12 protein-coding genes are annotated in these 14,023 nt (G+C 44.9%); 6 read left to right on the plus strand and 6 right to left on the minus strand.

Annotation, left to right across the window (positions count from 1 at the left end):
• Window positions 1-81: 81 nt before the first annotated feature.
• From QZ938_RS02460 to QZ938_RS02475, 4 genes are all read right to left on the minus strand, one after another.
• Window positions 82-513: a hypothetical protein gene (locus QZ938_RS02460; protein ID WP_293347667.1), complete on the minus strand. Its 432-nt coding sequence runs from the start codon at window positions 511-513 to the stop codon at window positions 82-84.
• A gap of 2 nt (window positions 514-515) precedes the next feature.
• Window positions 516-1,652 (minus strand): AAA family ATPase, encoded by a 1,137-nt coding sequence (locus QZ938_RS02465; RefSeq protein WP_293153240.1) that lies wholly within the window; start codon window positions 1,650-1,652, stop codon window positions 516-518.
• A gap of 234 nt (window positions 1,653-1,886) precedes the next feature.
• On the minus strand, window positions 1,887-3,347 hold the full coding sequence (locus QZ938_RS02470) for an NAD(P)/FAD-dependent oxidoreductase (RefSeq protein WP_293153238.1): 1,461 nt from the start codon (window positions 3,345-3,347) through the stop codon (window positions 1,887-1,889).
• A gap of 127 nt (window positions 3,348-3,474) precedes the next feature.
• A complete protein-coding gene (locus QZ938_RS02475; protein ID WP_293347670.1) occupies window positions 3,475-4,506 on the minus strand; it encodes a glycosyltransferase family 2 protein in 1,032 nt (343 codons plus the stop codon).
• A 606-nt stretch (window positions 4,507-5,112) separates the two neighbouring features.
• On the opposite strand from QZ938_RS02475, the gene QZ938_RS02480 reads away from it, so the two are divergent.
• The gene (locus QZ938_RS02480; RefSeq protein ID WP_293347673.1) at window positions 5,113-6,210 is read left to right on the plus strand and encodes a glycosyltransferase family A protein; all 1,098 of its coding nucleotides are present in this window, start codon (window positions 5,113-5,115) and stop codon (window positions 6,208-6,210) included.
• Between the two features lie 682 nt (window positions 6,211-6,892).
• Here QZ938_RS02480 and QZ938_RS02485 read toward each other — a convergent pair.
• Entirely contained in the window at window positions 6,893-7,432 is a 540-nt protein-coding gene (locus QZ938_RS02485; RefSeq protein ID WP_293153234.1) for a Dps family protein, read from the minus strand.
• Between the two features lie 144 nt (window positions 7,433-7,576).
• Here QZ938_RS02485 and QZ938_RS02490 point away from each other — a divergent pair, with 144 nt between their 5' ends.
• The 5 genes from QZ938_RS02490 (at window position 7,577) to QZ938_RS02510 (ending at window position 12,591) form a co-directional block, all read left to right on the plus strand.
• Entirely contained in the window at window positions 7,577-8,626 is a 1,050-nt protein-coding gene (locus QZ938_RS02490) for a GHMP kinase (RefSeq protein WP_293347676.1), read from the plus strand.
• A gap of 304 nt (window positions 8,627-8,930) precedes the next feature.
• Window positions 8,931-9,845 carry a sugar phosphate nucleotidyltransferase gene (locus QZ938_RS02495; protein ID WP_293347679.1) on the plus strand — a complete coding sequence of 305 codons (915 nt, stop codon included), beginning with the start codon at window positions 8,931-8,933 and terminating at the stop codon, window positions 9,843-9,845.
• 280 nt (window positions 9,846-10,125) lie between these two features.
• The gene (locus QZ938_RS02500; RefSeq protein ID WP_193974745.1) at window positions 10,126-10,476 is read left to right on the plus strand and encodes a hypothetical protein; all 351 of its coding nucleotides are present in this window, start codon (window positions 10,126-10,128) and stop codon (window positions 10,474-10,476) included.
• Window positions 10,477-10,586: 110 nt separating this feature from the next.
• Window positions 10,587-12,107, plus strand: coding sequence for an AAA family ATPase (locus QZ938_RS02505; protein ID WP_293132029.1), 1,521 nt, complete (start codon window positions 10,587-10,589; stop codon window positions 12,105-12,107).
• Between the two features lie 130 nt (window positions 12,108-12,237).
• Window positions 12,238-12,591 (plus strand): DUF1257 domain-containing protein, encoded by a 354-nt coding sequence (locus QZ938_RS02510; protein ID WP_096832348.1) that lies wholly within the window; start codon window positions 12,238-12,240, stop codon window positions 12,589-12,591.
• Between the two features lie 153 nt (window positions 12,592-12,744).
• On the opposite strand, the gene QZ938_RS02515 is transcribed toward QZ938_RS02510, so the two are convergent.
• Entirely contained in the window at window positions 12,745-13,998 is a 1,254-nt protein-coding gene (locus QZ938_RS02515; protein WP_293347682.1) for a glycosyltransferase family 4 protein, read from the minus strand.
• Window positions 13,999-14,023: the final 25 nt, after the last annotated feature.

Raw genomic sequence — 14,023 nt, forward strand, 5'->3', positions numbered from 1 at the left:
TGGCTTTTTAGCTTTTGTTGGTCTGATGGTGTCATTTTATTTGCCTCATCTTTATTTGAGGATTTTACTAGCTTTTTCATTTTAACTCTTTTTTGACACCTTCGCCAAAGTGAGATGCACCCTATCAGAACAGTCATTTGCAAGGGCTTCTCCGATATTTTCAAAACTCTTTCTAATATCGCTCCTTAACTTCTCTGGTTCAGATAATACTCCAATAACAAATACTCTATTTTCTAAATCATCGGGAATCCGATCCTTTACATACTTAAACCTATTGTCATAATCTTCATCAAAATCAATCATCAAGACCATCATTCTTTGTGGAAGTCTTCGCATTTCAGATACATGATTGTCTTGAAAATTATCCACAACTTTTCCCCAACCATTAGCAATTGGCAAGACTTGAATAGCACGTTCATTAATAACGTTTGAGTTGAGAATGAATCCGGTGGCAATTTGGCGATTAGCATCATCTTCAGGCAACACAAGAACATGGTCTTGATACTTATTCACAGTCATAATTCTATGTCGCCACGAATCAAGGTATCTACAAGATCCCCACTGACAGGTATATCGCCCAGCAACCTAACTAAGGTTGGCTCTAGGTGACTTTTTCGATCGAGTACAAAGGTATTTTCATTTGAAAACTTTCTGATTGCTTCCTCATTATGTGAGGTTGCTACAATCTGACCGCTATCCTTAAATGAACGTCGCAGTGATGTAACAAAATGTCCAACCTCTGACAGGGAAAGATAGTTATCGGGTTCGTCCCAAAAGCAAAAAAGTGGGCCGTAATACTTGTTAGCAGCTAAGACAACAGCACAAAGAAAAAAGCATTTCTCCCCATCAGATAAGTCTTTAAAGTCAACACTCAGATTGGCATTCTTTGCTTCAAACCTAACAATCATACTTTTAGAGTCTTTCCCGATTTGTTCATTCAGAAAATCCTGAAAGTCAGGCATAACTTCTTGGAGGTGTCTGTAAGCCTGTGTGTAGGCAGCAGGGTAACGACTGAGTAACCCAGAGAACCACTCCCCAAAGTTTGAACCGTCTCGTTTTGGCTCCAACGTTTCCCCGTTAGAGTCTCCAGTCATCAGGCTTGGGATCGGGGCTAAAATAATCGTGCGGGCCAGCCAAGTTTTGAAAATACGAAGCGGATCGGTTTCTGATTGTTCCTGAATCACTGGAAGAGCAACGAGATGCCAATCCACCAGAAACTGAGCTTCAAGATTGCGTTGGCTGTGGCTGGTGTAAAGAGTGACTTGGGCTTCCTTGCGAGAGTAAATTGGATTTCCTGAAATTAACAGTTGCTCTTCAAAAACTCGAAGCTCTCTAAAGTTTTCTGGTAATTCCAATGCTAGGATATATTTGTATAGTTTATTGTCAAGTAATACTTCTATCTCAAATCGAATTGGAACATCAGACCTGCCTCGATTGAAATCTTTCGGATCGATAAGACCCAGATGATTTTTATCAAAGTCACGCATTCTGTTAATGCCTCGACCGATGTGTTGAAGGATTTCCAATACAACACGGATGGTTGATTTACCTGCACCATTTTTCCCAATTAAAAGGGAGGATGGCATCTCTTTGAGAATCAGTTCAAAGTTCTCCAAGCATCTGAAGTTATGTACGTATAGTCTTTGGAGCATAGAAAAACGACTCCGAGAGTGAAAAGTGAAAAAAATGGTCAGTTTAATTAACCAATATACAATATTTGCACTTCAGAGCACCTAAACAGGTTGTGGTAGATGTAGAGGGGAGTCCGCCCGTACTTGCCCCGGATGAAGCGGCGCAAGGGATCGGCTCTACAAGATTATGCAGAAAATATGAGCGGGCGATCGCCATTTCAAGTCTGAGTTAACTCACATTGTCACAACTAGAGTTCACAAATATCCACTGGACTGCGCGATTAAAGATGCCTCGCTTTTTTCCTTGGATCGATCGACACTAAAGTCTTCATAGTACGATCGCTCAGTATTCACATCCCACAAATCGTGCTTTTCCCCAAGCAGATTTCTCACCGCCAGCATCCCCGTCAGCATAGAATGGTCTTGGTTGTTGTATCGGTGCATACCATTTCGCCCGATCGTCTGCAAATTCTCCATCCCAGTCAAAAAACCTTCCAAAACCCGCAAATGTCCGCGATATTCGGCATCGTAAACAGGATAAGCCTTCGGCTGCCTCAGCACCACCCCATCCTTAACATCTGCCATTTTTGCCAAACCCAACTCAGCCAACTCACGAGTTGCTAACTCCACAAGTTCAGCATCCGACATTTGCCAAAGTTCCTCGCCTTCATTGCAAAAATACTCCATTCCCAAACAAGTTTTGCTCGCATCGGGAACCAATGCAGCACTCCAATTCTTAAAATTCTGAATCCGTCCGACTTTCACTTCGGGAGAATGAATGTAAATCCAGTTGTCAGGAAACAAACTTGGGCGATCGACAATCAGCGATACAATCAAAAAATCTCGATATTTTAGCGATCGCGCTGCGTGCAACACTGGCTCAGGCGGCTGCGGTTTCATCCGTGCTACCAGCGCCGATATCGGCATACTCGTAATGAAATTATCGGCCGAATATTCAACTAATTCTCCGTTATGCTCAGCAGTAATACTTTTAATTTTATTACCTTCACGCTCAAAGCTAATCACCTTGGTATCGAGATAAACTTTGCCGTCTTTATCTTCCACAGCTTCGGCGAACTTTTCCCACATCATCCCCGGCCCCAAAGCCGGATAGTCAAACTCTTTTATTAACGTTTTAGTATCGTTACTGCCAAACAAAGCATTAATTATCGCTGTTGTCAGCGACAATCCTTTAATCCGTTGCGCCGCCCAATCCGCTTGAATTTCCGAACAGGGAATTCCCCAAACTTTTTCTGTATAAGTCTTAAAAAATGTTTTGTACAAGCGATCGCCAAAACGATTGATCACCCACTGTTCAAAAGTTTCTTCTTTGGGAAGCGGCCAGAGTCTAACTCTCAGATAGCTCACAATAATCAGCGCACTCTCAATTATTCCCAAATTAAACAGAGTATTGAAGGCCCCGATCGGATAGTTAAAAAATTTACCTCTATAAAAAATTCGCGACAAGCGCGGCACTTTAATAAACTCATTTCCCAGTACCTCTTGCCACAACTGCTGCACCGCTGCAACTTTAGTATAAAATCGGTGGCCGCCAATGTCGAAACGATAGCCTTTGTAGCTTTCGGTGCGGGCCAACCCGCCAACTTTATCCCCTTTTTCCAGTACGACTGGCACGATGCCTTGCTTGACTAGCTCGTAAGCAGCAGTCAAACCCGCAGGCCCAGCACCGACGATCGCCACAGGATAATGTTTCACTCAGCCTACCTCCAGCCTTTTTATACCACTATACAATTATTTATAACTTCTAAAATTAATATATGCACCAGTGAATACCCTGATAAAATATCGATCGGCTAGAAGCTGAAGGACAATTTGTCTTGATTTATTGAGCGGATACTGGCAACCTAACTTTGCCAGTCAACAGCTTTTTTTGGGATAAGTGGCGAGCAGTGCCGATCGCAAATGCCAGTCCGCTGTAAAAATAGAAAAGCCAGTGCCAAGGAATGGTTTTCAGTGCAAATAAGATACCGTGTTTTTGCTGAAAAAATCGATAAAGATCTGAATTAATTGCTACTAAGGGTATTGCCAGCAACCCAGCCAATAGCAGAAAGTTCAGCGACCAGCACGTCCCCACCACTGCCAGCAGCATGGCATAAGTTAAAACTACACTAATTCGGTTCGATACTTGCAAGTTGAGGTCATTATTCAATTTGCGATCGCGCCAAATCAGTTCAGTCCAAGGCAGCGCTCGGTAAAAAAAGTCAGCTTTCACCATCCCCACGGCTTCCCACCGCTTTAAATGCTTGACTTGCAATGTTTTGCACAGTCGAATTTTATAACCGGCTTGTTTCAAACGGTAGCCCAGCTCAATATCCTCGATCGAAGCTTGGCGGTAACTCTCATTAAAGCCACCCATCTGCAAAAAAATTTCCCGGCGAATTACTCCGCAAGCGCCCCAAAAAGTCGAAGCTTCTTCATTACCTGTTTGGTGCACGTAGTGGTGGAGCAAGTTCCTGTACTGCGATAAAAAATCGGGATCTCCAGGAGCATCGTCATAGGAACCGATCAAAGCAGCTAAGTAGGGATTATTTTTGAACACCGATTTCGCATAACCCACAGCCTCAGGACAAACAGCGACATCAGCATCCACAAAAAACAGAATATCTCCCTTCGCAGCTTGCGCTCCCAAATTTCTCGCTCGGGCGGGGCCGCCGCATTCGGGAATTCTGATGACTTTGGCGCCGAATTCCTTGGCCAGACGCCAAGAACCGTCGCTTTCGCCATCTGCTACTACAATAATCTCGATCGGCTTCGGTCTAGCTTGAGCCAGTTTTGACAAACAGGTGCGGAAGTAAGCTCCCCCGTTGTGGACTGGGATAATTACGGATACAGTCGGTTCGTTGGTATAAATCATTACCGAGTTTGTTTTGAATTGCATGGAAAACCAATGATTGAATTTCAATGCTCCTACTTTACGAAAAGTAAAATCAGCTCTACATTTTTGTTTATAACCCGATTTCTGTTTATCTTCAACTAAATTTTTTGCTGGCAATGTAGGCTGCATTGATCCCCATTCATGCCTGTATTCTAAGCCACATCTGGCTGAGACTCACCTGATGAAGACAACAGCTTTACGAAATCTTTATATATATCATTGTTTTTGTAAACCTTCTAAAAAGCCCCACCAGCCATTGTGTTTCAGAGTATTCCACCGCACAAGAATTTGATTTTTTTCGACCGTAGCAAGTATAAAAAGCAACATATGATATACTGAGACTCTCCGGCGATCGCGAGTTGCCCAGTACAGTTGATTTTATATATGCGATCGGCGAGTCACTCCTGCACCAAGTCTGTATCCCGACTGCTGTGTCAATGCACATTTGATGAGTTTTGGCAATATATTTCAACTGTACGCCTGCAAATTTTCGACGGTGTGCGATCGACCTTAGGTCTTTGTTAAGATACCATTAAATCGGTGCCTGAGAGTCAAAATTTTTACATAAAAAAGTTTTTATATCGCATGAACAACACCAAACACAATTTAAATCAGCCATTAATTTCAGTAATTATACCGGCTTACAATGCTGAGGAATTTATTGCCCAAACACTCGAGTCTGTGCTATCTCAAACTTATCAGAATATAGAAATTTTAGTTGTGGACGACGGCTCTACAGACACAACCGCTGAAATCATCAAATCTTTTGCTCAAAAAGATAGGCGAATCACTTTATTGCAGCAGCAAAATGCAGGTGTAGCCGTCGCTCGCAACCTAGCCTATTTACACTCAAAAGGCGAACATATTGCTCCGATCGACGCTGACGATATTTGGTACCCGCAAAACCTGGAAAAACAAGTTGAATGCCTGACAAAATCGGAATCTTTTGTTGGAGTTGTTTATTCCTGGTCATTAGATATTAACGAAGAAGGTTTGCTGACAGGTGGATTTTACAACTCAACAATCGAAGGATCGGTTCACGATGCCTTAGTTTATAAATATTTTATCGGCAATGCCAGTTCATCTCTAATCCGCCGCGCTTGCTTTGAAAAATTCGGAGGCTACAACTGCAAATTCAAACTAGAAAATGCTCAAGGTTGCGAAGACTGGGAATTGCACCTCCGCATCGCCCAATACTATCAATTTAAAGTAGTACCGGAGTATTTAGTCGGCTACCGACAAATTGCCAGCAGTATGTCTTGCAATTATGCAGCAATGGCAAAAGGCCATTCGTTAATTATGGCAGATGTCCGGCGGTATCACTCGAAGGTTCCCGAGAAAGTTTACTGCTGGTCTAGCAGTAATTTTTACATTTATCTAGCTGTAAAAAGCAACCGCAACGGCAATTACCGGAGTACGCTGTTGTGGCTGTATCGAGCTTTAAAAGAAGATTTTTTAATGGTTTTGCTGCGGCATAATTTGTATTTGTTGGCAATAGAAAGTATGTTAAAAATGATATTAGGATCGAGAAGTGAATCGGGATTGGAGTTGAAGCAAACATCGGATTCAAGTGCCGGGACGACAATTGCTGCGATCGAAAAGCGAATGAATATTCACAGAATGTTGCCGTCGCAGGTTTATGAAAGAATGCGGTTGAAGAGTTTAGGAAATCTAGAACTATAGCGGTTCTCGGAAAGATGAGGTACGTTGTTGGGCTTCAGCCCTCTTAGGAATGAGAATTAAATAACTTACAATCTTTATTGTTCTTGTGGGATGGGCGGGAGAGCCGGTCCAGAACAGACGGGCTTTCTCGCCCATCCCACAAACTTGTGTAAATTATTTAATTTGCGATTTTTTGTAAATTATTTAATTTGCGATCTTTAGTTCAATACTCCGGACAGTTTTCAATGACCAACGGTAGAATGAGGGTTCTGGGTTCCAGCCTCTGTGAAATATTAACGGTAGAATGAGGCTTTGGGTCGCTGCTCAAAAAACAGTCCGAGGTATTGTAGTTGAACTGATTATATAAGCTGTCAGTCATACCTCATCTTTTTGAGAAAGGCTATAGAATAATATCAATTTTTTATGTAGAGAATGTAGATCAAATTTGTCGGTAATCATGTCTTACTCAAAATCTGTCAAAAAGCACGCTCTCCTCGGAGTCCGGCAGGGGTTTAAACCCCTGCCTCAAGGCGAAAATCGGTTAAAAAACAACTCAAAAACCAGATCGAAATCAGGTTAACTCCAGTCCTCTAAAAGAGGACTTTCGCTATGAGACAGGGGTTTTCAACCCCTGTCGTACTGCGGGAATCGCGGTGAAATTCTCTGACTCACAACAGTTAAATCTGTTCGATCGAGCTATAATCTAAGCGTGAGAAGCTGTAGGAGTTTTAGCTTTCGGCTGCTTACCATCCGGCGAAATAGATTCCCCTTCAATAAACGATCGCAACATCCAAGCCATTTGTTCGTGCTGTTCCATCAAACCAGTCAAAAAGTCTGCCGTTCCATCATCCTTAAACTCTTCACCGCACTGTTCGACGTGTTTGCGGAGATTGCGAATAATCAGTTCGTGGTCATCAACTAAACGCGACACCATCTCAGTCGCCAAAGGCAAATCGCCGATATGTTCTTTAATCGAACCATACTTCAGAAAACCCTCAGCAGTACCAATTGGGTAGCCACCTAAAGTTCTCACCCGTTCGGCCATAGCATCGATATTTACTGTTAACGCCTGGTAGTGCTCTTCCCACAACTGGTGGAGCGATCGAAACTGCGGGCCAACTACATCCCAGTGATACTTTTTGGTTTTGATTAACAGCAGATAAGCATCTGACAGGTCGTGATTCAATAGTTCGATCACACCGGCACGTTGCTCTTCAGATAGACCTATGTTTAACTTACGCATTGCAACTGCTTCCTTCAACTCTAAGTTTTCACCTATTAGAACAAATTACCTCAGTCAAATACATCACTCTAGAGGACGATCGAACTTTGGTAAAATTACGGCATTTCAGGTTAAAGTAATCGCAATATAGATACCTTTGGATAGATGCAACTTTTTGTTCCAGGCCGTCTTTGCCTGTTTGGCGAACACAGCGATTGGGCAGCGGGTTACCGCCAGCTCAATCCCGCTATAGAAAAAGGCTACACTCTGATTGCCAGTATCGATCGAGGAATTTATGCCGAAGTTAAGCCACATCCCACACATTTAATTTTTCGCACTTCTTTGAACGACGGTACAAAAATTGAGGCTGCATTCCCGATGGATAAAACTGCTCTGCTTGCAGAAGCCGAAACAGGCAGTTTTTTCAGTTATGTGGCCGGCGTTGCTGCTCAATTTCTCACACACTACCGCGTCGGAGGGCTAGAAATAGACAATTATTTAACAGATTTGCCAATTAAAAAAGGCTTGTCTTCGAGTGCCGCAATTTGCGTGTTAGTAGCCCGCGCATTCAATCGCTTGTACGATTTAAAAATGAACGTCCGCGACGAAATGGAAATGGCTTATTTAGGCGAAACAGCCACACCTTCGCGCTGCGGCCGTATGGATCAGGGTTGCGCCTACGGAAATCGATCGATTATGATGATTTTTGACGGCACGCACATGGATGTTGTTGAGTTAAAAGTACCCAAAGATTTGTTTTTTGTCCTAGTAGATTTGGGTGCGAGAAAAAATACTCAAGAAATCCTGGCAAGTCTAAATCAGGCTTATCCGTTTCCTGTGAATGAAGTTCAAGAAAACGTGCAGAAATATCTTGGTTTAATTAGTGCTAAAATTACGCAAGAGGTCGCCTCAGCTTTGCAGCAAGGAGATGCGGTCAAAATCGGCGAGTTGATGAAAGTTGCTCAGAGGGAATTTGACACGCATTTAATCCCCGCTTGTCGATCGCAATTAACGGCCCCCATCTTGCACGAACTCCTGAACTATCAACCGATTCAGCCTTATATTTTGGGCGGCAAGGGTGTCGGTTCTCAAGGAGACGGCACTGCTCAGTTTATCGTCAAAGACGATGAAAGTCAACAGCAAGTTATCGATATTATTGAACGGGATTTCCCCCAAATGGAATGTCTGAAAATGACTATTCCTTCTCAGAGTTAATCCAAGGAGTGACAACTTAAGTTCAAACCCATCCACAGACTGCTGTTTAACTATTAAATTTAGATCCGAACGAGCCAAGAGGGCGGGCACGCACCATCCACCGCCCCTACAAGGGGGGAACCGGAGTCTTCTCAAAGTCCCCCGACTATCGGGGGGATTTAGGGGGATCTAGGCTCGGCATATAAACGAGATTTATCAAGAAGGGTTTTAGTCTTAAGTTGTCACCAATGGAGTTAATCGCAATCTGAAAGATGATTTAATGAAGGAACCGCAGAGGCGCAGAGGGCGCACAGAAGAGAACCGTATGAGTGAAAATCGGTGCGAGTCTACAGTCAAAAAAGCAGTGATTCCGGCAGCCGGTTTCGGTACTCGGATGTTTCCGGCTACTAAGGCAGTGAAGAAGGAATTCTTGCCAATTATCGATCGCACTGGCCGCGCTAAACCGATAATTTTGGCAATTGTGGAAGAAGCTTTGAGCGCGGGCATCGAGGAAGTTGGTATAGTTGTGCAAAAGGGCGATCGCACTTTTTTTGAAGATTTCTTTAAAACTAAGCCGTCTCCCGAACTTTTCCAAAAACTGTCTCAGCAAAATCAGGATTATAGCAAATATTTACAACAGTTGGGCCAGCGCGTTACAATTCTCACTCAGGATGTCCAGGAAGGGTTCGGCCACGCGGTATTTTGTGCTAAGGAATGGGTGAACAACGAGCCATTTCTCCTGCTTTTGGGCGATCACATTTACTCGTCGCAAACAGAAAGCTCTTGTTCGCGCCAACTATTGGATATTTACTCGCAAGTGCAGCACAGCGTCATTGGTTTGAGGGTAACACCATCTGATGTAATTCATCACTACGGCTGTGCGGCGGGAGTTTGGCAGGAACAAGATACTATTTTGTCGGTGACGCAAGTTTACGAAAAGCCGGATATCGAGTATGCGCGGCAGCATTTAAGCGTAGAAGGCTTGGCAGAGGATTTATTCTTATCAATGTTTGGGATGTATGTCCTCGATCCTATAATCTTTGATTGTTTGGCAGAACATATTAATGCCAATTTTCGAGAAAGAGGCGAATTTCAGTTAACGTCGTGTTTGGATAAGTTGCGGGAGTTGGAGGGAATGGCTGGTTATGTGGTGCAAGGGCGGTGTTTTGACACGGGATTGCCGGATGTTTATCGGCAGACTCTGATTGATTTTCCCATATCTCGGGGGGCGATCGGCTAATCAGCTTTCAAATTAGAGTTTTTTCCCAACATTCGCCTTTAGGTACGTTGTTGCGCTTCAGCGCTCTTTCAATATATATATAAGAGCGCTGAAGCGCAACAACGTACCTTGATAGCTGCCTCATCAGCTAAATCCTTCTATTTTCCGTTGTTAACCGCCCCAAAATTACGGCAATTGTAACGAAATATTACAAGATGACGCTAAAGCAGCATAGAGGCTTGACAGCAAAGAATTAAGTGGCTAATCTAATATACATACCCGGGTAAGTCAATTCACTGATATGCAAGAAAAGCAAAAAGTTACACTGTATCTTCCACCTGAACTGCATCGCCAGCTCAAAATCAAAGCCGCAGTTGAAACAGAACCGATGTCATCAATTGCAGAAAGGGCAATTGTCTTCTACCTAGGAAACCCCGAACTGGTTGACGAAGTAGAAGCCTCCTACGGACAAACCCACCGGGTGTACACTTGTCCAGAATGCACGGGTTCTGTAGTAATGCGAGATGGAGAACTGGCATCGGTAACAAGTCAGCCGAGTGTATTGGCTGAGCAGGAGCTTCCAGTCAAGCAAGTGTCCGGCGTCAGTGCCAGCACAGCCCAACCGGGAGAGGAAGAATTGGTTCCCTGCTAAGAATGCCTTGCTTGCTCAAAAAGCCATAACTGGAAATCTCATTCAGTAATGCGCTAATGGCAGCATTGAGATTCAGCAAAGATAGCACCGTCTCTAGTGGGTCGAGGAATATGCAAGAAGAGATCAGTATACTAATCCAAGCTCAATATCCTCTGATCTACCTCGTGACATCCGAGGAAGAGCGGTGTGAGCAAGCAATTTCCGCAATAGCTCAAGCTAAGCCGCAGCGCCGAGTCTTTGTCTGGACTGTAACCCAGGGCATGATAGAGTACGGTCAACCTCGTGCAAACACTCAGCAAAGCACCCTCTCGCCGCAGGCAGCTATTGAATGGGCGATTAGGCAGCGCGAACCGAACAACAACGCTACTATCTATGTATTCAAAGACCTGCATCCTTTTAAAGATGATGCAACCGTAACAAGGTTGTTGCGTGATGCGATCGCCAACTTCAAAGGAACACAAAAGACAATTATCCTGATGTCTCCTTTGCAGCAAATCCCGATCGAGCTAGAAAAGGAAGTCGTGGTATTAGACTTCGCGCTCCCAGACATGAAGGAACTAAACCAAGTATTGTCTAGCCAGTTGGAGCAAACGAAATCGCGACGCATTACCACAGAAGCGCGAGAAAAACTTTTAAAAGCAGCCTTGGGATTGACTAAGGATGAAGCTGAAAAAGTTTATCGCAAAGCCCAAGTTTCCACGGGGCGCTTAACCGAAGAAGAAGTAGACATAGTTCTGTCGGAGAAAAAGCAATTAATTCGGCGCAACGGCATTCTAGAGTTTGTAGAAGAAGACGAAACCCTGGATGCAGTCGGGGGTTTAGAAGAACTAAAACGGTGGCTCAAGCAGCGTTCCAACGCCTTTACAGAAAGGGCGAGAGAATACGGCTTGCCCCAACCAAAAGGGATGTTAATTCTCGGCGTACCCGGATGCGGAAAATCGCTGATTGCCAAGACTACCTCGCGCCTGTGGGGACTGCCCCTGCTAAGGCTAGATATGGGTAGAGTCTACGACGGCTCAATGGTAGGTCGCAGCGAAGCCAACCTCCGCAACGCCCTCAAAACCGCAGAATCCATCTCCCCAGCCATCCTCTTCATCGACGAACTAGACAAAGCCTTTGCAGGAGGCACTGGTTCGGCCGACTCAGACGGAGGAACCTCCAGCCGAATTTTCGGTTCATTCCTCACTTGGATGCAAGAAAAAACTTCCCCAGTCTTCGTAATGGCAACAGCAAACCGAATCGAGCGGTTGCCGGGGGAATTCTTGAGGAAAGGTCGATTCGACGAGCTCTTCTTTGTTGACCTGCCAACGAAAGAAGAACGCCAAGATATATTCAAAATTCACCTGTCAAAACGGCGTCGGGAAATTTCTCGCTTCGATTTAGAGCAACTTTCCAATGTTTCCGACGGCTTTTCAGGAGCAGAAATTGAGCAAGGGCTAGTAGCAGCCATGTACGAGGCCTTCGCTCAAGATAGAGAGTTTACGCAGTTAGATATCATCGCGGCCATTAAATCTACATTGCCACTGTCTAAAACCATGACCGAACAGGTCAGCGCCCTCCGAGATTGGGCGAGACAGCGCGCACGGCCCGCTGCGTCTTCCGTCGCTGAATACCAGCGAATGGAATTCTAAAAGCTTTCTCCTGGTCCAAACAGGAGCAAAGGCTAGCAACAGCTAGCAGTTCGATTGAAGAGCCGCCCAGCGGCACCGTTAAATCCAGACCGTTGTTGTTTCTCTCTCAGTTTTATTAGGAGGAAATCCAATGTCTCACTTTAGCACTCTGCGTACCAAAATCACTGATGCCGAAATCCTGAAAGCTTCCCTACGTGACTTGGGCATTTCAGTCAAGTCAGAAGCTGATGTTCGTGGCTATAATGGTCAGCGCGTTCGCTCCGACATCGTGGCGACTCTGGAAGGCGAATATGACCTGGGTTGGTCTCGCAATAGCGACGGTTCCTTTGATCTGATTGCAGACCTCTGGGGCGTTGCCAAAAAGCACAATCAAACTGAGTTAATTAACTCCATCAACCAGAAGTACGCAGTTAACAAGACCTTGGCAGCAGTCAAGCAGCGTGGTTTGCAAAACGCCAACGTCAAGTTGGTAGTGCAAAATTAATAACTCTGCGTGTTTCTAAGCTTGCGGGTTAACCAAATACTGGTTAACCCGTTTTTAGCGAGGATGTAGAGTGGTTTTTTTAGCCATTACGCACTTTTTTGCAAGCCCAAGCAGCAGCTTTCAATCTGAAGGCTGCTGCTTTAGATTGACTAGCTAATGCTTTTGGCAAGTGTCGATGGTTTGTTCATAAATTTCAATCATGCGATCGACTTTGCGCTCCCAGTCGAAATGCTCCCGCACTCGCTCCCATCCAGCCTGACCCATACTCTGTCGCAATTCAGGTGAATGAGCGAGCTTTAGCATAGCTTCAGTTAGTCCTTTGACAAAGCTTTCTCTGGAATCTGGTTCTACTAAAATACCGCAAGTCGAATCCAGATAATCCACTGGGCCGCCCCAATTCGTCGCAATGACCGGCAAGCCTACTGCCATTGCCTCCATCACCACCGCCCCCCCAGGCTCCCGCAAACTGGGGCATACCATTATATCAGCTTGTTGCATTTTGAGAGCGCACTGCTCGTGAGAGAGCCAGCCGCTAAATACAACTCTGCTGTCGAGTCCCAAACGAGCCGTTTGAGCTTCGAGTTCCCCTCGCATCTCCCCATCGCCGATGATTTCCCAAGCTGCATCCATTTGAGCGGCGACAGTGGCGAAGGCTTCCAGTAGCAAGTCTACCCCCTTCCAGTCTGCCAGTCGCCCCAAGAAAACAAAATGGATTTGTTGATTAGGCTCCTTTGATGCCCTAGATTCCGATCGCCACACCGATAAATCCACGCCGTTTTCCACAAGTTCAATGATTTTACCCTGCATCCCAGCCGGAAGTGCTTGCTTCGTGCGATCGTTTGCAACTAAAACCGTCTCCGCTTTGATTTTACCGGGAAAAAGACGATTGAAGAAATCGACGCACTGGTAACCGATCGCGATTAAAATATCGATGGTCGGATTTTGGCGCGATCGACGAAATGCTAGAGGAAATTTAACCGACGTGTTCAGCGGCCCCATGACTGTTGGCGCCCCCAATCCGAACATCAGGGAAGGAAATTTTGCCGAGACTGGTGTGACCTCGTGCACAATATCAATCTGGTATTCGCTCACTACCCGCCGGACAATGCGGCGCTGTAGCACTTGGGTGTACAGGTGGTTGAGCACACCTAAAGAAGCTGCACTTAACCTTGGAGACAAGAATCGCCCGCAAAAGTTGAACAGCTTGTGTACCCAAGTGTCGGGTACAAAGTGCATTCGATCCCGATCTTCTGGAAACAGCTCTTCTAGTTCTGCCTGGGTGCGTGAGTGGACTATTAACCAAGTCTCTATGTTACGCGATCGAAGTATTCGGAAGTAGTTCACTGGCAGCAATGACTCACCCCCGAACTTAGTTGAAGCATTTTGAGCAACAATTGCAATCCGCATAAATTGTTTTCCACCCAAAAAATTG

The organism is Microcoleus sp. CAWBG27 (assembly GCF_020883145.1).
Lineage (GTDB): Bacteria > Cyanobacteriota > Cyanobacteriia > Cyanobacteriales > Microcoleaceae > Microcoleus.

What these genes read in the sequence shown, in the direction of transcription:
- QZ938_RS02510 (WP_096832348.1), top strand. Translation starts at nt 12,238, where the DNA reads ATGTCTCACTTTAGCACTCTGCGTACCAAAATCACTGATGCCGAAATC.
- QZ938_RS02515 (WP_293347682.1), bottom strand. Translation starts at nt 13,998, where the DNA reads ATGCGGATTGCAATTGTTGCTCAAAATGCTTCAACTAAGTTCGGGGGT.
- QZ938_RS02500 (WP_193974745.1), top strand. Translation starts at nt 10,126, where the DNA reads ATGCAAGAAAAGCAAAAAGTTACACTGTATCTTCCACCTGAACTGCAT.
- QZ938_RS02495 (WP_293347679.1), top strand. Translation starts at nt 8,931, where the DNA reads ATGAGTGAAAATCGGTGCGAGTCTACAGTCAAAAAAGCAGTGATTCCG.
- QZ938_RS02505 (WP_293132029.1), top strand. Translation starts at nt 10,587, where the DNA reads ATGCAAGAAGAGATCAGTATACTAATCCAAGCTCAATATCCTCTGATC.
- QZ938_RS02465 (WP_293153240.1), bottom strand. Translation starts at nt 1,652, where the DNA reads ATGCTCCAAAGACTATACGTACATAACTTCAGATGCTTGGAGAACTTT.
- QZ938_RS02490 (WP_293347676.1), top strand. Translation starts at nt 7,577, where the DNA reads ATGCAACTTTTTGTTCCAGGCCGTCTTTGCCTGTTTGGCGAACACAGC.
- QZ938_RS02475 (WP_293347670.1), bottom strand. Translation starts at nt 4,506, where the DNA reads ATGATTTATACCAACGAACCGACTGTATCCGTAATTATCCCAGTCCAC.
- QZ938_RS02485 (WP_293153234.1), bottom strand. Translation starts at nt 7,432, where the DNA reads ATGCGTAAGTTAAACATAGGTCTATCTGAAGAGCAACGTGCCGGTGTG.
- QZ938_RS02480 (WP_293347673.1), top strand. Translation starts at nt 5,113, where the DNA reads ATGAACAACACCAAACACAATTTAAATCAGCCATTAATTTCAGTAATT.